This is a genomic window from Brevibacterium renqingii (genome assembly GCF_017808095.1).
GTDB lineage: Bacteria > Actinomycetota > Actinomycetes > Actinomycetales > Brevibacteriaceae > Brevibacterium > Brevibacterium renqingii.
Map to the genome: position 1 here is coordinate 144,980 of NZ_JADBHG010000001.1, position 19,762 is coordinate 164,741.

Here is a 19,762-nt window from a genome sequence, read left to right on the forward strand (position 1 = left end):
CTCTCCCCCACCCTAAGCGACAGCCTCGGCGAAGAGTAAGCATCCGATAGGATTGCCGTATGCGTTTTCCCGTCAGTCGCCGCGTCCTTCTGACCACCGGCGTCAGCGGCGCGAGTCTGGCCCTCCTCACGGCCTGCGGCCTGCGACTCGACGCGGACCCCGAGCTTCCCACCCTCGACTCCTCGCAGCGGCTGCGCAACCGCATCGCCCGCATCCTCGCCTCCACGACGCCCGGCTCCGGCGACCCCGACACCGCCGGTGAGAGCCTGGACGATTTCGTCACGGCCATCGGACCTGTGTGGAACCCGCCGACCGAACTCGCCACCGAACCGCCGCCGAGTGAGGACGAACGCAGCTTCCTCGACGCCGCCGAGGTGGTCTCCCGGGCCGTGTTCGACGCCGCCCCCGAGCTCGGTTCGGGTCTCATCCCTGTGCTCACCGACGTGGCCACGGGCCTGACCCTCACAGCGGGGACGAAGGAGCCCGAGCTCATCCGCACTGCCGACGAGCTCATCCGCGCCGGTCGCGAAGAGGGCTCCGACGCTGCGGGGACGGCATCCGCCGGGCACGGCTCGAGGCGGCCGAAGGCCCCGGAAGACCGGCAGTCGATGTTCAATGCGATCCTCAATCAGTCGCGGGCGGCCGCCTACGGCTATGAGCGCCTGGCCGTGAACTTCGCGAGGAAGTCCGCCGAGCGCACGGGGGCGTTGGCCCGCCTCGAGTCGCTGGGCTCGCTGTCCGGGGAGATGCTCGAACTCCTCGGCGAGGACAATGCCGATCCGAACGCCTCGGCGTGGCAGCTCGACCCCACTCCGACGGACGCCCGGACGGCGAGGGAACTGGCGCTGGGACTCGAGGACGGGCTGGCCGCAGCGCTTCTGCCCTGGCTGGAAAGCGAGACCTCGGCGATCCTGCGCCTGTGGGAATCCGCTCGCGCCCGCACCGTCTTCTCGCAGCCGCAGCCGCTTCGCTTCACCTACTCCGGCTCCGGACGAGCCGGCAGCGCGGAAGCTCGCGCCTCGGCGCCGGCCGCGACTCCTGCGGAGGTGGTCCGATGAAGGTGCCGCCGGTTCTCTACCGCTCCACCCGCGACATCATCGGCGAATACCGCACCGACGCATGGGTCGCGGCCCTGGACTATATGGCCAATGAGGTCCTCGACCGGTGGAAGCTGCGCTTCGACGAGGTGCCCGGCGCTCCCTGGGCCGGCTGCGAATCACTGGTCATCCCGGTGCTCACGCAGGAGAACTACCAGGGTGTGCTGCGTTTCGCCGCCCCCACTTCGGCGCATACGGCCGCGCATGCGCAGGCGCTGCGGGCGCTGAAGATGTGGAACGGGCACGGAGCGGTGCGGGTCATCCGCGACGACCGCAGCTTCCGCGTCACCCTGCAGGAGCGGCTGCGGACGAAGGACAATCTCTCGGTGCTGCCGCTGGCCGATGTGCCGCCGGTCTGGGGCGCCCTCCAACGGTCCCTGGAGATCCCCGCGAGTTCGGGATTCCTGCGCGTGCAGGACATCGTCGCCGGCTGGCTGTCGACCTTCGACGCCGACGCCGGACTGCTCTCGGGCTGGTCGGAGGCGGGACCGAATGACGCCCTGCTGCTGTCGTTCGCGCGCAATTGGATGCAGACCCTGGCGGCCTCCGACGAGAACTGGCTCATCCACGCCGACCTGCACTACTACAACATCCTCGCCGGCACCCCGGACACCTCGGGCATCTCGACGTGGAAGGCCATCGACCCGCAGCCGCTGGCCGGGCCGACCGCCTACACCCTGGCGCCGGTGCTGTGGAACCGGCTGGCCGAGATCCCCTCGGAGCACCCGCAGGCGCAGGCGGCGTGGCTGCGCGGCTTCGCCACCGACCTCGCCCTGTGCGCCGGCATCGAACCGCAGTACGGGATGGGCGCGACCGTGGCGAGGGAGATCACGAACATGTTCTGGTATCTGCGCGCGGCCTCCGGCGGCTCGACGGCGAGTCTGGCCGATGCGGCCCGTTCCCTGTGGGTGGCCCGCGCCCTGTCCGGCGCCGACGTCGCCGGCATCAGCGCCCACGCCCTCAAACCCATCGGCTGAGCCGAGCCGTCTCGCGGCAGAGCCGTCCTGCTCGCGAAGGGATCAGCGGATGAGCGAGGTCAGGACGTCGAAGCCGAGTTTGAGGATCATCGCCGAGACGACGATGACGAAGATGACGCGGACGAACCCCGAGCCCTTCTTCAGAGCGGTCCTGGCGCCGAAGATGCCGCCTGCGACGTTGCCGAACGCGACGACGAGTCCGAGCGCCCAGACGACCTGCCCGTCGGGGACGAAGTAGACGAGCGCCCCGAGGTTCGTCGCCCAGTTGATGACCTTCGCCGTGGCCGAGGCCTGCAGGAAGGAGAAGCCGATGACCGTCACGAACGCGATGACCAGGAACGATCCGGTGCCCGGTCCCAGCACTCCGTCGTAGATGCCGATGACGAGTCCGATCAGCCATGACAGCGTATGGTGCCGTTTCGACGACTCGCCGAACCGCAGGCTCGCATCCGCGCCGAGGCTGGGGTTGAGCAGGGTGAACAGTCCGACGCCGATGAGTGCGATGAGGATGATCGGGGTGAACAGTTCGGCCGGCACGAGGGTCGCGAGCTTCGCCCCGACCACGGCGCCCAGGAACGCGGTCGCCGCGGCCGGGATCGTCGCCGACCGGTCGGGCGTGATCTTGCGCAGATAGGTGATCGCCGAGGCGCTCGTGCCCGCGATCGACCCGATCTTGTTCGTCGCCACGGCCTGCACCGGGCTCATGCCCGGCACGAGCAGCAGTGCGGGCAGCTGGATCAGTCCGCCCCCGCCGACGACCGCATCGATCCACCCGGCCAGCGCTCCCGCGGCCAGCAGCCACAGGAGCATCGGCAGGGTGACGTCGATACCGCCGGTGAGAGCCTCGAGCACCGCGGCGATCAGCCGTTCGTCTCAGCCGCGTCGGCTGAGACGGCCGCATCGGCCGCGGCATCGGCCTGCGCATAGGCCTCACGGATCGCGGCCACGGTGGTCGGGACCACCTCGGCGAGGGGCAGGTCGGCCTTCTCCTCGCTCAGACGATTGCGCACCTCGACGACGCCGTCGGCGAGCCCGCGGCCGACGACGATGACGGTGGGGATGCCGATGAGCTCGGCATCGGCGAACTTGAAGCCGGGCGAGACCTTGTTGCGGTCGTCGAGCAGCACGCTGACGCCCTCGGACTCGAGTTCGGCGGTCATCGTCTCGGCCGCCTCGGCGATCTCAGCGCCCTTGCCGGCGACGATGATGTGGACGTCGGCCGGGGCCAGGTGCTGAGGCCAGAGCAGCCCGTCCTCGCTGTGGTACTCCTCGGCGATGCAGGCCATGACGCGGGTGACGCCGAGGCCGTAGGAGCCCATGGTCACTGTCGTGGCCTTGCCGTTCTGGTCGAGCACCTTGAGGTCGAGGGATTCGGCGTACTTGCGGCCGAGCTTGAAGATCTGGCCGATCTCCACGCCGCGGGCCAGCTCCAGCGGGCCGGAACCGTCGGGGGCGGGATCGCCGAGGACCACCTCGGCGGCCTCGATCGTGCCGTCGGCGGTGAAATCGCGGCCGGCGACGAGGTCGAAGACGTGACGGCCGGGCTCATTGGCACCGGTGATCCACCGGGTCCCGTCGGCGACGCGGGGGTCGAGGAGGTAGCGGACCTTCGAGGCCGATTCGAGGCCGAGGACCGGGTTGTCGAGGTCGTTCCCGGGCCCGATGTAGCCCTTGACGAGCTCGGGATGCGCGGCGAGGTCCGCCTCCGTCGCGGCCTCGAGGTCGACCTCGCCGGCGCCGAGCATGCCTGTGCCGGCGGCCCGGTCGAGATCCACGTCCCGGTCACCGGGCAGGCCGATGACGATGATCTCGCGGGTGCCGTCGGGATGTGTGACGGCGCAGACGACGTTCTTGAGCGTATCGGCGGCCGTCCAGGCGCGATCGGCCCGCGGATGGTTCGCGTTCGCCGCGGCCACGAGGGTCTCGATCGTCGGGGTGTCGGGGGTGTCCTCGACATGGGCGGCCGGTGAGTTCTCGTACGGGACCGCCTCGGGCACGATCGAGGTCACGGCCTCGACGTTGGCGGCGTAGCCTCCCGGGGAGCGGACGAAGGTGTCCTCGCCGACCTCGGAGGGGTAGATGAACTCCTCGGTCCCGGATCCGCCCATCGCGCCGGGGGTGGCCTTGACGGGCAGGCAGGGCAGCCCCATGCGAGCGAATGCGCGCAGGTAGGCCACGCGCATGGCCTCGTAGGAGGCGTCGAGTCCGGCATCGTCGATGTCGAAGGAGTAGGCGTCCTTCATGATGAATTCGCGGCCGCGCAGCAGTCCGGCCCGCGGGCGGGCCTCATCGCGGTACTTCGTCTGGATCTGGTAGATCGACAGCGGCAGATCCTTGTACGAGGAGTAGAGGTCCTTGACCAGGAGGGTGAAGACCTCCTCATGGGTGGGGGCGAGGATGTAGTCGTTCTCGCGCCGGTCCTTGAGGTGGAAGAGGTCGGGTCCGAAGGCCTCCCAACGCCCGGACTTCTTGTAGGGGTCGGCGGGCAGCAGGCCCGGGAAGTGGACTTCCTGGGAGCCGGCGAGCGCCATCTCCTCGCGCACGATGGCCTCGATCCTGCCGAGCACGGCCAGTCCCAGAGGCAGCCACGTGTAGATCCCCGGCGCCGACCGGCGGATGTATCCGGCGCGGTGCAGCAGTCGGTGGCTGGCCACCTCGGCGCCGACCGGATCCTCCTTCTGGGTTCGCACGAACAGGGACGACATGCGCAGGGCCATGGGTGTTTCTCCTCAACTTGTCAGGACTCAGATCGAACACTATCGCACGCGGGCGAGGCGGAGAGAATCGGAGCGGAGCGGGCCTGTCCCGAGCCGGAACCCCTACCCGGCGGCGGGCCGGATTCGTCACCAGGGACAAGAGAATTAGACTGGTGGTGCTGCGCCGAAGTCCAGCACCGGTCGGGCCCCTCTGGCCCGCAGACCGGCACCTCCCCGACACGATGAGTCCGAGCGATACGAAGAGCATGCCTGATCCGAGCCAACTCACGCAGTTCCCGCGGCCGTCGGTCGCGGTCGACACCGCGGTCCTCTGCCCCGTGCCCGGTCGCGGCCTGCATGTTCTCCTCACCCATCCCGGCGACGGGATGTGGCAGCTGCCGGGTTCGATCCTGCGCCCGCAGGAGCGTCTCGCCGAGGCGGTCGCCCGGTGCCTGCGCGAGAAGGCCCGTCTGGTCGACCGCGCCCCGGTCCAGCTGCACGTCTTCGATCAGCCCGACCGCGACGACCGCGGCTGGGTGATCTCCGTGGCCCATCTCGATGTGCTCTCCGCCGGAGACGTCGGCCTCGCCCGAACCGGAGACGACGGGGTGTCCGAGTCAGGGACGGCCGAGTCCGATGGTGAGCCCGCCGAGGCGGTCGCGACGGATTCCGATCATGCCGACGCCCCCGTCCATCGCCGGAGACTAGTGCCCGTGCACGAGGTGCACGAGCTCAGCTCCGAACATCAGGAGATCGTCCGCGTCGCCGTCCACCGTCTGCGCACCCTCCACGAGCGCACGCCCGATCCCTTCGGTCTGCTCGAGTCCGAGTTCTCCCTGCGGCAGCTGCGCGAGCTGCACGAGATCGTCGCCGGTGAGAGCCTGCAGGCCGATACGTTCCGCCGGACCATGCTGCCCCTGCTCGAACCCACCGGTCAGGCCGTCAGTCAGGGCAGGGGCCGACCCGCGCAGACATTCACCCGCCGGTCGGAACTCGCCCTGCGCGCTGATTCCCAGGCCGTCGAGGACTCACGCCGATGACCGAGATCGACCGGACCCCGACGAAGCACATGCGCATCGACGTGTGGCTGTGGGCGACGCGTATGTTCAAGACGCGCAATCTCGCCACACAGGCCTGCCGCGGCGGTCATGTGCAGGTCGACGGCCAGAGAGTCAAGGCCGCGCAGAAGGTGAGCATCGGCCAGGAGGTGCGGGTGCGCAAGGCCGGCAGCGAATTCACATGGAAGATCACCGGCTTCATCCCCACCCGCATGCAGGCCTCCGTCGCTGTCCGCTGCTATGAGGATCTCACTCCCCCGCCCGACCCGGCGCTGCGCGGATTCGTCCCGCGGCGGGACAAGGGTCTGGGACGTCCGACGAAGAAGGACCGTCGGGAGATGGAGAAGTTCCTCGGCGACATGGCCAAACCCCAGTCGCGCAACCGCCGTCGCGACTGATCGGGCCGGCTCAGTACATGACGGTGGCGAAGGTGCCGACCTGTTCGAAGCCGACGCGGGAGTACATCCGCAGCGCCGCCTCGTTGTAGTCATTGGCATACAGGCTCACCGTGGTGTGGCCCTTGTCGCGGGTGCGTTGGACGACCGCGGCCATTCCCGCGGCGCCGAGCCCCTGGTTCCTCACCTCGGGATGGACCCACACCCCCTGGACCTGGACGATGCGGCGGGCCCGGATGCCGATATCGGCTTTGAACAGCACCTGTTCGTCCTGCTCGGCGGCGGGCCACCTCGGCACCGGTCCACCCTGGGGCAGGGTATCGGAGATGCGGGCATAGCAGTTCTTTCCGCGGATGATGCCGCGCACTCGCGAGAGGTATCCTGCGGTGCCGTCCTCGACGGGCGAGAACCCGACCTCTTTCGTGAACATGTCGACGCTGGCGGGAAATACCGCACCGAGGTCATCGAGTGTCACTCGGACGACGTGTTCGTCGGGTGTCACGAGCGGATCGGAGCTGATCGCCAGCAGAGGCTGCCGCTCCCGGACTCCGCGCGGCCGTCCCCAGTTGAGTCGGCGCCACAGGTCAAGGATGACTGTCCGGTTCCCGATGAGGGAGCACGAGACACGACCGTCGGCGTTGAGCTTCTCGGCGAGCACCTGATTCGTCGCCGGCGTCGCCGCGACGGGGATGATGTTCCCGCCCACCCAGTACGCGGCCACGGGCCTGTCCCCATCGAAGACTCCGTAGAGCGTGCCGGCCGGGGACCCCAAGCGGGCCGTGCCCGTGACCTCGAGCAGGGAGATGAGGTAGACGTTCTCGCAGGGATTGCGCGCGAGCAGATCCAACAGCCACCGCGTGTGCTGATGTCCCAAGCGTGCGATCCTCAGCATGGATAACCTTCGTCCACCTTCAGCATGAATGAGTCCTGACGACGAAGCGGCAGCTCAGCCGACGACGACTTCCGGCGGGCCCGAGGGCGGAGAGGACGGGGATTCGGCCTCGTCTGCGATCCGATTGGCCTCATAGATGAGGGTCTCGACGATCTCGGCCTCGGGCACCGTCTTGATGACCTCGCCTTTGACGAAGATCTGCCCCTTGCCGTTGCCGCTGGCCACTCCGAGATCGGCATCGCGGGCCTCACCCGGGCCGTTGACCACGCAGCCCATCACGGCCACCCGCAAGGGCACCTCCATGCCCTCGAGGCCGGCGGTGACCTTGTCGGCGAGCGTGTAGACGTCGACCTGCGCCCGTCCGCAGGACGGGCAGGAGACGATCTCGAGCCGGCGCGGTCTGAGGTTGAGGGATTCGAGGATCTGGTTGCCGACCTTGACCTCCTCGGCGGGAGGAGCGGACAGGGACACGCGGATCGTGTCGCCGATGCCCTCGGCCAGCAGATGACCGAAGGCGGTGGCGGACTTGATCGTGCCCTGGAAGGCCGGCCCCGCCTCGGTGACGCCCAGATGCAGCGGCCAGTCTCCGCGTTCGGCCAGCAGCTCGTAGGCGCGGACCATGATCACGGGGTCGTGGTGTTTGACGGAGATCTTGAAGTCATAGAAGCCGTGCTCCTCGAACAGGGAGGCCTCCCACAGGGCCGACTCGACGAGCGCCTCGGGCGTGGCCTTGCCGTGCTTCTCCATCAGCCGCTTGTCCAGGGAGCCCGCGTTGACGCCGATGCGGATGGACACTCCCGCCTCGGCCGCCGCCCGCGAGATCTCCTTGACCTGGTCATCGAACTTGCGGATGTTGCCCGGGTTGACGCGCACTCCGGCGCAGCCGGCCTCGATCGCGGCGAAGACGTACTTGGGCTGGAAGTGGATGTCGGCGATGACGGGGATCTGGGACTTGCCGGCGATGATCGGCAGGGCTGCGGCGTCATCGGACGTCGGGCAGGCCACGCGGACGATATCGCAGCCGGAGGCGGTGAGTTCGGCGATCTGCTGCAGGGTCGCGTTGATGTCGGTCGTCGGCGTCGTCGTCATCGACTGCACGCTGACGGGGGAATCGGATCCGACCCCGACCTTGCCGACCCTGATCTGCCGCGTCTGCCGCCGGGGTGCGAGCACGGGCGGCGGTGGCGCGGGCATTCCGAGATTGACAGATGTCACGAAGACGATCCCTTCAGTCTGGCTGGTGACCAGCCACGATGATCGTGCCGATGCCGAGGCGGGCCCGTGTGGCGGCCGGATTGTTCGAACCACGTCCATTGTAGGACCTCCGCCTGCGTGTGAGCCGCGCGTGTCATTCATCGCGAGTACTGTGAAGGTGACCTGACATCTGCGGGAAGGAGCAGCACGTTGGAAGGCGCATTCGTCGAGCCCGATATCGAGGTGATGAGCGCGGCTCTGGACGCGGAGGCCGAAGCGCTTGCCGACAGGGGCGGGTCCCTGGCCTGGGGCATCTTTCGCCGAGGCGGTCCCGAGCGGGCCGTGAACGCCGATGTGCCGTATCGCATCGCGTCGATGACGAAGTCCTTCACCGCCGCAGCCATCGGGCTCCTCGCCGCCGAGGGCCTCGACCTCGACCGCCCCTTCGGCACGCTCCTTCCCGAGCTTGCCGGCACCGCGGTCGCCGACCGCACCTGCCGCCAGGCTCTGACCATGGGCACCGGGTTCACCAAGGACGATCCCTGGGCCGACCGGATGGAGGCGATGGCTCCGGAGGAGCTCGTCGCCTGGCTGCGCCGCGGCGCGATCGCCTGTGCACCGGCCGACACGGGCTACGAATACTCGAACTTGGGCTTCGCACTTCTGGGCATGGTCGCCGAGACGGTCACCGGCCGAGCCTTCACCGAGATCGTCTCGGCCGAGATCCTCGCGCCCCTGAGGCTGAGCCGCACCGGATTCGACCACCGTGATTTCCCCGATCTGGCTCCGGGCTTCCGCATCGACCAGGACGGCTGCCTGCACCCGGCAGAGCTCACCGAACCCGGTGTCTTCTCCCCCATCGGCGGGGTCATCTCCACGGTGCGTGACATCGGCGATTGGATGCACACGCACCTCGATGCCCTCGACCGCATCGATTCCTATGCTCCCGGGTCGTGGTCGCGGGTCCTCGCCGACAACCAGCAGGCCCATCGCTTCATCGAGGTGCAGACGAGTGAGTTCCACACCGAGTCCCTCCATTACGGCTTCGGGCTCGACCACCGCTTCGATACGCGTTTCGGGCGGGTCATCTGCCATTCGGGCGGCTACCCCGGCTACGGCTCCCACATGCGGTGGTTCCCGGAGCTCGGGCTGAGCATCGTCGTGCTCGGCAACACCACCTACTATCCGGCCCAGCGTGTCGTCGGCGATGCTCTCGACCTCGGATGGGCGGCAGCCACGGGCAGGGCGGAGACGAGACTGCACCGGGTGACCACCTCGGCGCCGGTGCCGCGCTGGCCGGCAGCAGGAGAACAGATCGACACCGTGCTGACCGCGGCGAACCTCGTCACCGACTTCGACGCGGCGATCGCCGATGAGATCTTCTCGATGAACATGGATCTCGACGAACCGCGCACCGAGCGGCGGCAGCGCTTCGCGAAGTGGGCTCGGGCGCATGGTCTGGAGGCGGGCCGAGCCTTCTCGGTCGCAGAGCTGACGATGTCCTCCCCGCTGCGCGGGACGGTGACGGTGCCAGCTGATGAGGCGCAGACGGGCCCGGCCACGATCACGGTCGGGCTCAACCACCTCGGTCAGGTGCAGGCCATCACCCTCGGCGGCTGAGACTGAGTCGGCGACTGTCGGGCCGCCGGTCACCGCGCCCGCTTCCCTGCGCGCCGGAGTTGCGTCTACCCTCCGGAGCCGAAGATCGCGTCGAGGGTGATCGGTTTGACGAGGTCGACGTAGATGAGAAGCGCGGTCATGCACAGCATCAGCCCGATGCAGACGTAGGTCAGCGGCAGCAGCTTCGCCGTGTCGAAGGGTCCGACCAGTCCGCGCCCGCGCCACCGGTTGATGCGGCGGCGAGCGCCTTCGTAGAGTCCGACGGCGATGTGCCCGCCGTCGAGCGGCAGCAGCGGAATCATGTTGAACGCGAACAGGAAGATGTTGAGCGAGCCGAGCATGCCCAGTCCCATCTGCGCCTTGTCGAGGACGTCGATGCGATCGGTGGACACGATCTCGCCGGCGATGCGGCCGACGCCGACCATGCCGACGAGTCCTTCGGCGTCGCGGTCCTTCGTCCCGAGCGCGACCTCGCCGATGTCGACGAGTTTGACCGGGAGGGTGGCGATGGCGTGGAAGACGCCTGAGACCTGGTCCCAGACGGCGCCGGGGAATTCGCCGATCGGCAGGGGGGCGCGTTCATACACTGGGCCGACGCCGAAGAAGCCCTCGGTCACCGTCTGCGGCGTCCCGTCCGGCTTCGTCAGCGGCCTGTCCGCCTCGTCGAGCTTCGGCCGTTCGGAGGCGATGATCGGCACGCTGACCGATTCGGCCTTGCCGTCGCGGATGAAGTCGACCTCGACGCGCTGACCGGCATGGTCCTTGATCACCGCCGACAGCTGGTCCCAGTCCTCCGTCTCGACGCCGGCGATCGCGGTGATCTCATCGCCGGGTTCGATGCCCGCCTCCCAGGCGGGGGTGAGCTGATCGTCGTCACGGCACGTGTTCCGATCCGCGGCGGGCCGCTGTGCGGCCTCGGAGGCGGGCACGGCGCATTCGACGACGGTCTCGACCGTGGTCGTCGGCGTCATCACACCGATGCCCAGCAACGAGATCGCCATGATGAGGATGCCGAGGACGAGGTTGACGAAGGGGCCTGAGAACATGACGACCAGTCGCTTGGGCACGCTGAGCGCATAGAACGTCCGGTGTTCCTCCCCCGGCTCGATCTCCTGATTCGAGAACTCCCTGGCATCGGCCATTGTGTTCTCGAACAGCCGCCCTTTCCGTCGCGGCCGGCGCGGCACGGCGTCCGCTTCGTCGCTCGGGGTCGGAACCTGGTGCTCCTGCGCGGCGCCCTCGTCGATGCGGCCCGGATCTCCCGGCTCGCCGCCGGCCTCCCGTGCTCCGGCGGAGACCGTCTCGCCTTCGAGACGATGCGCAGTCGCCTGTTCGGGCGGGTACATTCCGGGCATCGCGATGAAACCGCCGAGCGGGAACGCCTTCACTCCGTACTCGGTCTCGCCTCGTCGGAAGGAGAAGAGCGTCGGGCCGAATCCGACCATGTAGTGCGTGACCTTGACCCCGAAGCGTTTGGCCGGGGTGAGGTGGCCCAATTCGTGCAGGCCGATGGAGATCGAGATGCCGATGAGGAACAGGACGATCCCGACGATGTAGAGCACAGCTGTCATCCGCGGCCCCCTTTGCGCGCTCCGGCGGACTGTTTCGCCGAGGCCTTCTGCTCAGCCTCGGCCTTCTGCGCGAGGACGTCGTTCGAGGCGAATTCCCTGGCCCAGGCATCGGCGGCCAGGACCGTGTCCACGGTGTGTTCGGCGGCCGGCTCATGCGCGGCCAATGCTCGGGCCAGCCCCTTGTCGATGCCGGTGAAGGCGATGTCACCGGCGATGAAGGCGGCGACGAGGACCTCATTGGCGGCGTTGAGCACTGCCGGGCAGCTGCGACCTCGCCGTCCGGCGTCGATGGCCAGTCCGAGGGCAGGGAACGCGAGGTGGTTGACCGGTTCGAACGACCAGTGCATGGGCTGGCCCCAGTTGTGCGGCACCGCCGCCGAGGCCAACCTCGTCGTCGAACCGTCCGCCTGGGTCCCGAGCGCATAGGAGATGGGCAGACGCATGTCCGGTGGGGAGATCTGCGCGATCGTCGAGGCATCGCTGAACTCGACCATCGAATGGATGTGCGACTGCGGATGGACCACGACCTCGATGCGGTCGAAGTCGATGTCGAAGAGCAGATGGGCCTCGATGACCTCGAGGCCTTTGTTGACCAGGGTCGCCGAATTGATGGTGATCATCGACCCCATCGACCAGGTGGGATGGTTGAGCGCCTGCGCGGGAGTCACTCGGCGCAGGGCATCACGGGTCATCCCGCGGAAGGGACCGCCGGAGGCCGTGATGACGAGCTTGCTGACCTCGGCATGGGTGCCGGCGCGCAGCGCCTGGGCGATGGCCGAGTGCTCACTGTCGACGGGGATGAGGCGGGCACCGGTGGCACGGGCGGCGTCGAGGACGATGGAGCCGCCGATGATGAGGGACTCCTTGTTCGCCAGGGCCACATCGGTGCCGCGGGCCAGCGCGGCCAGCGTCGTTCCGAGGCCCGCGGCCCCGGTGATCGCGTTGACGACCATGTCCGCGTCCAGACCGGCGACCGCCTCGGCGGCGGTGTCACCGAGGTGGATGACCTCGACGGGATCGCTCACGCCTCGTTCGGCGGCGAGTCGGGCCAGGCGACGACGCACCTCGGCCTCTCCCCCGGCCGGAGGTGTGGTGAGACCGATGACGGGAACGCAGAAATCGAGAGCCTGCTCGAGAAGGAGGTCGAGTTGGGAGCCTGCCGCCAACCCGATGAGCGCGTGCTCATCACGGTGTTCGGACAGGACGTCGAGGGCCTGGGTGCCGACCGAACCGGTGGAGCCGACTACAATGATTCTACGTTCACTCACGCCAACCGATGATGCCAAAGTTCTCTGGGAAATGACTCGACATCGAAAGGGAACGATGGCCGTTCGTCGGTCGTTCGGCGGGCCGATCCCCGTCAGATGCGCCGCAAGGTCTGTGAGTGAGGACAATCAATGGCGAAAGAGATGGATATGAGCAAGACGCTGAGCCCCGACGACATCCTCGGACTGGATTCGATCTTCGAACCCGATGACCTCGAATTCGCAACGATTGTGAAGAAGTGGTTGGACGAGAACGTCCGCGAGAAGATCGGCGACTGCTTCCTCGACGCCACCATCCCCGCTCGCGAGCTGGCCGAAGGCCTCGGCGAGCTCGGCCTGCTGGGCATGCATCTCGACGGCTACGGCTGCGGCGGCTCGACCGCGACCCAGTACGGTCTGGCCTGCCGTGAACTCGAGGCCGTCGACTCCGGCCTGCGCTCGCTCGTATCGGTGCAGGGATCGCTGGCGATGTTCGCCATCCACCACTTCGGCTCGGAGGCGCAGAAGGAGGAGTGGCTGCCGAAGATGGCCGCGGGCAAGGCGATCGGCTGCTTCGGCCTGACCGAACCCGACGTCGGCTCCGATCCTTCCGGGATGAAGACGACTGCGAAGAAGGACGGCACCGACTGGATCCTCAATGGTGCGAAGATGTGGATCACGAACTCGCCGGTCTCCGACGTCATGGTCGTGTGGGCCAAGACCGAGGAGATCGACGACAAGGGCAAGTCGGTCGTGCGCGGCTTCGTCGTCCCCTCGGACACCGAGGGAGTCCAGACTCCGGAGATCCATCGGAAGATCTCGCTGCGGGCGTCGATCACCGGTGAGATCGTCCTCGACAACGTCCGCCTGCCCGAAGACGCCATGCTGCCGAAGGCCAAGGGCCTCAAGGGGCCGCTGTCGTGCCTGTCCGAGGCTCGCTACGGCATCGTCTTCGGTGTCACCGGTGCTGCCCGCGATTCGCTGCTGTCGGCCCTGGAGTACACGGGCACTCGCGTCCAGTTCGACCGTCCGCTGTCGTCGTTCCAGATCACGCAGCAGAAGCTCGCGAAGGCCTTCGGCCAGTATTCGCAGATCACGCTGCTGGCAGCGCATCTGGGCAAGCTCAAGGACTCGGAGAAGGGTGTGCGTCCCGAACAGATCAGCCTCGGGAAGATGGTCAACGTCGACACCGCGATGAACGTCTGTCGTGACCTGCGTGCGCTCTTCGGCGGTTCGGGCATCACGAGCGAGTACCCGCCGCTGCGTCATGCGGTCAACCTCGAGACCGTGCTCACCTACGAAGGCACGCACGAAGTGCACCAGCTGACGCTGGGCCGTTCGATGACCGGGATCAACGCCTTCGCCAACTGAGGCGGCAGCGCCGGCAGCGGACCGCGCCAGGTGCGGCGCTGCGGCAGCTGAGCCTCTCACCGCCCGTCGACCCTCCGGGGCTCGGCGGGCGGTTCGCATTCACATGCCCGCACCTGAGTGTGCAGACGATGCCGGCCGCAGTTCCAGCACGACGGTCTGGTCATCCTCGCCGAGGCGGCTGTCCGCACTCATCCCCCGTGCAGCGGCGGAGGCGGCCGCCGCCCGGGCCTGTTCACGACCGACTTCGATGAGCAGGGTGCCGCCGGGGCTCAGCCAGTCCGCGGATTCGTCGATGAGCCGGTGGACGAGGTCGAGGCCGTCGGCGCCGCCGAAGAGAGCGCGCCTCGGTTCGAAGCCCACGGCTTCGCGCGGCAGGAAGTCTGCGGCCGTCTGCGGCACATAGGGCGGAACGGCCGCGATGACGTCGATGCCGCGGCGCAGCTCGTCCGGAAGCCCGTGCAGGCAATCGAGTCGGTGACCGTGCGCCTTCACTCCGGATGCCGCCCAGGCATTGGCCACGGCACACTCCACGGCCTCGGCCTGCTCATCGCCCAAGTACAGGTGCGCTTCCGGCACCGAGGCGGCCACGCACGCTCCGACCGGTCCGACTCCGCAGAATGCTTCGAGGACCACCGGCGGCGGAGCCTCTGCACCGCGGCGCTGCAGCAGGACGCTGAGCGTGCGCACGGAGGCTTCAGCGAGCAGTCTCGTCCTCTGCCTGGGCACGAAGACGCCGGGGCGCACCTGGAGTCGGAGACCTGCGAAGTCGACCCAGCCGACGATCTGTTCGAGGGGTTCTCCGCTCATCCTTCGGGTCGCGAGTTCGTCCAACAGCGGATCGGCAGAAGCATCGGCGGCCTCGGACCGAAGCGCGGCTGCTTCCGGGAGTGTCGCCGCTTCCAGGAGGACGGTCGCTTCGTCTTCGGCGAAGACGCAGCCGGCGCTGCGGAGTGCTTTCACGAGTGGACGGTATCGCGAATCGTCTGCGACCACCGCGTCAGGTTCGGACTTCCGTCTGTTCGCGCGACCGGGTACACCCTCGACGTCCCGTGCAGGTTCGGACTCCCGCGCGGGCTCGGAGACCCTGTTCCCCTCAGGAGTCAGACAGAACCTCGCGCCGGAACCAGTCGAGTCCGGTCTGCGCGTCGATCGTGCCCGCGTCGGTGAGCAGCAGCTTCTGTTCCGGCGACAGCGGGACGACGGCGGCGAATTCGACACGGGAATCGCGCATCGCCTGGTCGAGGTTCGCCGTCTGCCCGTCGATGGTCACACCGACGCCTTCGAACCGGGAACGGGTGACCTTGACCGAGGCGCGTCCGGGCTCGACCGCGGCGGCCTCGATGCCGTGGAGGACGATGGTGCTGTCGGCGGTCGCGGCCTCGGTGCGCAGGTCGACCATCAGACCGATGCGCGCGGCAGCGAGCAGCCCGAGCGCCCGCGCCAGGGGTGGGACATCCTCGGCGAGGGTGAGCACGGCGCCGGACTCCGGGATGACTCCCATGGTGCGCAGCACCCCGGCGAGCTTCGCGCTGCGGTCGAGCACCTCCGCGCGGTCGAGTTCGACGGGGACCGACAGCGCCGAGACCAGGCGAGGATCGGTGACCTCGCGCCCGTCGACGAGCGGTTTCTCAGGTGCGGGCCCGACGAGGACGACATCATCGGCGCGGCCCATCGCGATCGGGAAGTCGAGCAGTTCGTAGACCGGGTTCAGCGTTCCGGGATCGGTCTCGTTCGGGGAGGAGAAGTAGTGGAACTCAGTCAACGGAGGCCATCACTTCGACGACTCGGTCGATGAAGGCGTCGACCTGATCCTCGTCGTAGGCCTTCTTGCCCTTCGCGGTCTTGAACAGCACGCGGCGGACCTGGTCGACGCTCATCGCCACACCCTGCGTGAAGTAGGAGTTGACCTTGTCGCACATGTCGTCGACCTGGTCGATGTCGTAGCCGATGACTCCCGGTGCCGGATTGTCGAAGCGCTCTCCGGACTCGCGCACGAGACGTCCCCGCAGCGATGCGGCGACACGGGTGAGCTCGGAGACCCAGGCGTCCTGACCGGACTGGGCGATGAGGCGGTCGCGTGCCTGTTTGGCGAAGGCGTCTTCGAGGCGGTCGAGGGCCGCGTCGACGACGGCCACATGGTAGCCCTTGCGGACGAGGTCGAATCCGACCGTGCGCACCGCTCGGGAGTCGAGGTCGCCCGGCTGCGGCGTCGGCCGTTCGAAGGACTCACGCGCACGCTTGAAGAAGCTGTCGACCTGCTTGGGGTCGTATCCGTTCTTCCAACCGGACATTCGAGGGAAAGTCGTGTCCGCCATGTCTCCTCCAGAAGCGAGTGGCTGTGGTGTTTCCACCATGATAGATGGACAGCGCCGAAATTGCGTGCATGCGGCTCACAGGTGACGACAGCGGCCGCTGTCGGTTGCCGGTCAGTCGGCGTGACGCCGTCCGGCGGCAGGCGGTCGGTGTCAGTCAGCGGCGGCGAGCTGACCGCAGGCGCCGTCGATATCGGACCCGCGGGTGTCCCGGATGGTGGTGGGGATGCCGTGGTCGATCAGCCTGCGGACGAATTCATCGGCGACCTCCGGTTCCGAGGCCGTCCACACCGACCCCGGGGTCGGATTGAGTGGGATCGGATTGACGTGCACCCAGCCGCGACCGCGGGCGTTGAGCTTCTTCGCCAGCAGTTCGGCTCGCCAGGCATGGTCGTTCATGTCCTTGATCAGCGCGTATTCGATGCTCACGCGGCGGCCGGTGACCTGGAAGTAATTGTATGCGGCGTCGATGGCCTCATCGGCCTTCCACCGTGTGTTGACGGGGATCATCTCGTCGCGCAGCTCGTCATCGGGAGCGTGGAGGCTGAGCGCGAACGTCACCGGGATGTCCTCGGCGGCGAGCTTGTTGATGCCCGGGACCAGCCCGACCGTCGAGATCGTGATCCGTCGCGGCGACATGCCCAATCCCTCGGGTGCGGGCCCGACGAAGCGGCGGACCGCATTCATCACTCGCTTGTAGTTGGCCAGGGGTTCGCCCATGCCCATGAAGACGATGTTCGACACCCGTTCGGGTCCGCTCGCCGAGGCGGCCGTGTCCTGCCCGTCGAATCCGGACTCACCGTCGCCAGGACCGTCGGCCTCGGCACCGAGCGCGGTCTCCCCCGCCCCGGGCATGTCCGCCGACGGCGCTTCGGCGAGCTCTCCGGCGGCAATGACCTGGTTGGCGCGGACGACCTGCTCGACGATCTCGGCAGTGGACATGTTGCGGGTCAGACCCTGCTGGCCGGTGGCGCAGAAGGGGCAGTTCATGCCGCAGCCGCACTGGCTGGATACGCACAGGGTGACGCGGTTGCGGTAGCGCATGAGGACGGATTCGACCAGGGCGCCGTCGAAGAGGCGCCAGAGGAACTTGATCGTGTCACCGTTCTCGGTGCGCAGGCGACGCACCTCGGTGAGCAGGTGGGGGAAGAAGCGCTCCTGGATCTCTTCCCGCCTGTCCTTCGGCAGGTCCGTCATCGCCTCGGTGTCGGTGACGTAGTGGCTGAAGTAGTGGGTCGAGATCTGCTTGGCGCGGAAGGCGGGCAGACCCATCTCCCTGACCGCGTCGAGGCGTTCGTCCATGCTCATATCGGCCAAGTGCTGGGGCGGCTGCTTGACCCGCGCGGATTTGAAGTTGAGAAGGGGACGGCCATCGCGTGTGGGCGTCTTCGAGGTGGTGCCGTCGGCGTGTTCGACGACGGGCCTGGTCTGCCTTCTGCCTGCTTGAGATCTCACATGCCCATTGTCTCATGGCGGGCAAGCGCCTGTCGTGTGTGCGCCGCCACGCCGGCGTGCGGCAGCCGGGCCCGGCGTACGTCGGCCGTGCCCGGTGGACGGCCGTCAGAGGCAACCGGTCAGAACCCGTCAGAGGCAACCGGTCAGAACCGGTCAGAGGTAGCCGGGCAGAACGGAGAAGAGGACGAGCGCGACGGGTGCGGTCGGCAGAATCGAATCGAGCCGGTCCATCACGCCTCCGTGCCCCGGCAGCAGAGTGCCCATGTCCTTGAGCTCGAGATCGCGCTTGATCATCGATTCGCTGAAGTCGCCGAGAGTGGCGAAGGCGGGGATCACTGCACCGAAGACCAGTCCGGTCCAGAACGGGGCGTCGATCACGGTGACGGCGAGGATCGTGGCCACGGCCGCGGCGAAGACGGTCGAGCCGAGGTAGCCCTCCCAGGATTTCTTCGGTGAGATCCGCGGGGCGATGGGGTGCCTGCCCCACAGCACGCCGAAGACGTAGCCGCCGGTGTCGGAGGCGACGACTGCGGCGAGGAACATGATGACGTAGAGGTTGCCGTCGGGCTGGGTCAGCAGGTAGACGACGAAGCAGGCCATGAGGCCGACGTAGGTGAGTGCGAAGAGGGAGAGGGAGACGTCCTTGACCGCGTTCTTGCGACGCTCGACCATCGTGAAGAGCATGACCGCGCCGGCGCTGGCCGCGAATGTCACCCACAGGGCCTCACGACCGCCGATGTAGGTCGCCACGACCATACAGGCGGCGGAGACCATGGTGGGCACGCGCGAGACCAGGGACCCGGAACGCGACAGCGCGTTCGCGAGTTCCCACATCGCCGCGACGATGCCGATGAGGATGATGAAGAGGAAGGAGATCGGCAGGAAGATCAGGGAGGAGAGCACGACGCCGCCGATGAGCAGCCCCATGCCGATGGCTGCCGGCAGATTGCGCCCGGCCCGTCCGTAGTCCTTCTCCGGCGGTTCCTCCTCGGTCTCGGCCGCCTCGGGGGTGGGGTCGAAGTCGGGGTCGTCGGGCGAGTACAGCTTGTCCGTGTTGCGCAGATCCCGACGTCGCGGGAAGGGCGTCTCGGCGTGCGCGGCATCGCGTGACGGATCCGGCTCCCCGAAGGGAGCCGGATCCGCTGCGGGGCTGTCGGACCCGGTCACGGCAATCATCAGACCTCGAGGAGCTCGGCTTCCTTCTGCGAGAGCAGCTGGTCGATGTTGTCGACCTTGCTCTTCGTCAGGTCGTCGAGCTCGGAGATGCCGCGGGTGACTTCGTCCTCACCGGCCTCACCGTCCTTCTTGATGCGTTCGAGCACATCCTTCGCATGGCGGCGGATGTTGCGGATGGAGACCTTGCCGTCCTCGGCCTTGCCCTTGACGATCTTGACGTATTCCTTGCGGCGCTCCTCGGTCAGCTCCGGCAGGACGACGCGGATGACGTTGCCGTCGTTGGCCGGGTTCGCTCCGATGTCGGAATTGCGCAGGGCGTTCTCGATATCGCTCAGCGTGCCCTTGTCGTAGGGGGTCACGAGGATCGTGCGGGCCTCGGGAGTCTGGAACGACGCCAGCTGCTGGAGCGGGGTCGGGGCACCGTAGTACTCGATCTCGATGTCGGCGAACAGTGCGGGGTTGGCGCGGCCGGTGCGGATCGAACCGAAGTCGTCCTGCGTGAATTCGACGGCTTTGTCCATCTTCTCTCTGGCCTCGGCCAGTGTCTCTTCAATCACGGTTCACTCTTTCCATCTCTGTAAGCTTTGGGTTCATTCTATGGGTCATCGCTGAAAAATGCCGCACCGAATCCACGCAGGAGTGTCCTCACCTGCGTGGATGCCGGCCGCATCGTTGAGGAATCGGGGTTCCTCGCGCCCGTGCCT

The 19,762-nt window shown here is 67.7% G+C and carries 18 protein-coding genes; 6 read left to right on the plus strand and 12 right to left on the minus strand.

Features of this window, described 5'->3' with window-relative positions; genetic code table 11:
• The first annotated feature begins 59 nt into the window (after positions 1 to 59).
• Entirely contained in the window at positions 60 to 1,058 is a 999-nt protein-coding gene (locus IIE29_RS00645) for a hypothetical protein (RefSeq protein WP_209323275.1), read from the plus strand.
• Positions 1,055 to 2,074 (plus strand): aminoglycoside phosphotransferase family protein, encoded by a 1,020-nt coding sequence (locus tag IIE29_RS00650; protein WP_209323276.1) that lies wholly within the window; start codon positions 1,055 to 1,057, stop codon positions 2,072 to 2,074. The genes IIE29_RS00645 and IIE29_RS00650 overlap by 4 nt, the downstream gene beginning before the upstream one ends.
• A gap of 42 nt (positions 2,075 to 2,116) precedes the next feature.
• Here the strand turns inward: IIE29_RS00650 and IIE29_RS00655 are convergent, their stop codons facing one another.
• Positions 2,117 to 2,926: a TSUP family transporter gene (locus IIE29_RS00655; RefSeq protein WP_343071747.1), complete on the minus strand. Its 810-nt coding sequence runs from the start codon at positions 2,924 to 2,926 to the stop codon at positions 2,117 to 2,119.
• Positions 2,927 to 2,934: 8 nt separating this feature from the next.
• A complete protein-coding gene (locus IIE29_RS00660) occupies positions 2,935 to 4,791 on the minus strand; it encodes a proline--tRNA ligase (protein ID WP_209323277.1) in 1,857 nt (618 codons plus the stop codon).
• A gap of 245 nt (positions 4,792 to 5,036) precedes the next feature.
• Here IIE29_RS00660 and IIE29_RS00665 point away from each other — a divergent pair, with 245 nt between their 5' ends.
• Positions 5,037 to 5,810, plus strand: coding sequence for an NUDIX hydrolase (locus IIE29_RS00665; RefSeq protein WP_209323278.1), 774 nt, complete (start codon positions 5,037 to 5,039; stop codon positions 5,808 to 5,810).
• A complete protein-coding gene (locus tag IIE29_RS00670; RefSeq protein WP_209323279.1) occupies positions 5,807 to 6,226 on the plus strand; it encodes an RNA-binding S4 domain-containing protein in 420 nt (139 codons plus the stop codon). The genes IIE29_RS00665 and IIE29_RS00670 overlap by 4 nt, the downstream gene beginning before the upstream one ends.
• A gap of 10 nt (positions 6,227 to 6,236) precedes the next feature.
• Here IIE29_RS00670 and IIE29_RS00675 read toward each other — a convergent pair whose 3' ends face one another.
• The gene (locus IIE29_RS00675) at positions 6,237 to 7,115 is read right to left on the minus strand and encodes a GNAT family N-acetyltransferase (protein WP_209323280.1); all 879 of its coding nucleotides are present in this window, start codon (positions 7,113 to 7,115) and stop codon (positions 6,237 to 6,239) included.
• A gap of 54 nt (positions 7,116 to 7,169) precedes the next feature.
• Positions 7,170 to 8,330 (minus strand): flavodoxin-dependent (E)-4-hydroxy-3-methylbut-2-enyl-diphosphate synthase, encoded by a 1,161-nt coding sequence (gene ispG / locus IIE29_RS00680; RefSeq protein WP_209323281.1) that lies wholly within the window; start codon positions 8,328 to 8,330, stop codon positions 7,170 to 7,172.
• Between the two features lie 189 nt (positions 8,331 to 8,519).
• On the opposite strand from ispG, the gene IIE29_RS00685 reads away from it, so the two are divergent.
• Positions 8,520 to 9,929, plus strand: coding sequence for a serine hydrolase domain-containing protein (locus IIE29_RS00685; RefSeq protein ID WP_209323282.1), 1,410 nt, complete (start codon positions 8,520 to 8,522; stop codon positions 9,927 to 9,929).
• Between the two features lie 65 nt (positions 9,930 to 9,994).
• Here IIE29_RS00685 and IIE29_RS00690 read toward each other — a convergent pair whose 3' ends face one another.
• Positions 9,995 to 11,500: a M50 family metallopeptidase gene (locus IIE29_RS00690; RefSeq protein WP_209323283.1), complete on the minus strand. Its 1,506-nt coding sequence runs from the start codon at positions 11,498 to 11,500 to the stop codon at positions 9,995 to 9,997.
• Positions 11,497 to 12,768 carry a 1-deoxy-D-xylulose-5-phosphate reductoisomerase gene (dxr, locus tag IIE29_RS00695; protein WP_209323284.1) on the minus strand — a complete coding sequence of 424 codons (1,272 nt, stop codon included), beginning with the start codon at positions 12,766 to 12,768 and terminating at the stop codon, positions 11,497 to 11,499. The genes IIE29_RS00690 and dxr overlap by 4 nt, the downstream gene beginning before the upstream one ends.
• Before the next feature lie 147 nt (positions 12,769 to 12,915).
• Between dxr and IIE29_RS00700 the strand changes: the two genes are divergently transcribed.
• Positions 12,916 to 14,115 carry an acyl-CoA dehydrogenase family protein gene (locus IIE29_RS00700; protein WP_209324079.1) on the plus strand — a complete coding sequence of 400 codons (1,200 nt, stop codon included), beginning with the start codon at positions 12,916 to 12,918 and terminating at the stop codon, positions 14,113 to 14,115.
• Between the two features lie 99 nt (positions 14,116 to 14,214).
• On the opposite strand, the gene IIE29_RS00705 is transcribed toward IIE29_RS00700, so the two are convergent.
• The 6 genes from IIE29_RS00705 to frr form a co-directional block, all read right to left on the minus strand.
• The gene (locus IIE29_RS00705) at positions 14,215 to 15,075 is read right to left on the minus strand and encodes a N5-glutamine methyltransferase family protein (RefSeq protein ID WP_343071748.1); all 861 of its coding nucleotides are present in this window, start codon (positions 15,073 to 15,075) and stop codon (positions 14,215 to 14,217) included.
• 133 nt (positions 15,076 to 15,208) lie between these two features.
• Positions 15,209 to 15,877 (minus strand): hypothetical protein, encoded by a 669-nt coding sequence (locus tag IIE29_RS00710; protein WP_209323286.1) that lies wholly within the window; start codon positions 15,875 to 15,877, stop codon positions 15,209 to 15,211.
• Positions 15,870 to 16,430 carry a DivIVA domain-containing protein gene (locus IIE29_RS00715; protein WP_209323287.1) on the minus strand — a complete coding sequence of 187 codons (561 nt, stop codon included), beginning with the start codon at positions 16,428 to 16,430 and terminating at the stop codon, positions 15,870 to 15,872. Before IIE29_RS00715 ends, IIE29_RS00710 begins: the two co-directional genes overlap by 8 nt.
• A 150-nt stretch (positions 16,431 to 16,580) precedes the next feature.
• Positions 16,581 to 17,882 (minus strand): 23S rRNA (adenine(2503)-C(2))-methyltransferase RlmN, encoded by a 1,302-nt coding sequence (gene rlmN, locus IIE29_RS00720; RefSeq protein WP_209323288.1) that lies wholly within the window; start codon positions 17,880 to 17,882, stop codon positions 16,581 to 16,583.
• 153 nt (positions 17,883 to 18,035) lie between these two features.
• Positions 18,036 to 19,058: a phosphatidate cytidylyltransferase gene (locus IIE29_RS00725; RefSeq protein ID WP_209323289.1), complete on the minus strand. Its 1,023-nt coding sequence runs from the start codon at positions 19,056 to 19,058 to the stop codon at positions 18,036 to 18,038.
• Positions 19,058 to 19,615, minus strand: a complete 558-nt coding sequence (frr, locus tag IIE29_RS00730) for a ribosome recycling factor (protein ID WP_209323290.1) — start codon at positions 19,613 to 19,615, stop codon at positions 19,058 to 19,060. The genes IIE29_RS00725 and frr overlap by 1 nt, the downstream gene beginning before the upstream one ends.
• Between the last annotated feature and the right edge of the window lie 147 nt (positions 19,616 to 19,762).

Excerpts from the sequence above, each read along its gene's own strand:
- IIE29_RS00645 (WP_209323275.1), top strand. The coding sequence starts at position 60 with ATGCGTTTTCCCGTCAGTCGCCGCGTCCTTCTGACCACCGGCGTCAGC.
- IIE29_RS00650 (WP_209323276.1), top strand. The coding sequence starts at position 1,055 with ATGAAGGTGCCGCCGGTTCTCTACCGCTCCACCCGCGACATCATCGGC.
- IIE29_RS00660 (WP_209323277.1), bottom strand. The coding sequence starts at position 4,791 with ATGGCCCTGCGCATGTCGTCCCTGTTCGTGCGAACCCAGAAGGAGGAT.
- IIE29_RS00665 (WP_209323278.1), top strand. The coding sequence starts at position 5,037 with ATGCCTGATCCGAGCCAACTCACGCAGTTCCCGCGGCCGTCGGTCGCG.
- IIE29_RS00670 (WP_209323279.1), top strand. The coding sequence starts at position 5,807 with ATGACCGAGATCGACCGGACCCCGACGAAGCACATGCGCATCGACGTG.
- IIE29_RS00675 (WP_209323280.1), bottom strand. The coding sequence starts at position 7,115 with ATGCTGAGGATCGCACGCTTGGGACATCAGCACACGCGGTGGCTGTTG.
- IIE29_RS00690 (WP_209323283.1), bottom strand. The coding sequence starts at position 11,500 with ATGACAGCTGTGCTCTACATCGTCGGGATCGTCCTGTTCCTCATCGGC.
- IIE29_RS00700 (WP_209324079.1), top strand. The coding sequence starts at position 12,916 with ATGAGCAAGACGCTGAGCCCCGACGACATCCTCGGACTGGATTCGATC.
- IIE29_RS00715 (WP_209323287.1), bottom strand. The coding sequence starts at position 16,430 with ATGGCGGACACGACTTTCCCTCGAATGTCCGGTTGGAAGAACGGATAC.
- IIE29_RS00725 (WP_209323289.1), bottom strand. The coding sequence starts at position 19,058 with ATGATTGCCGTGACCGGGTCCGACAGCCCCGCAGCGGATCCGGCTCCC.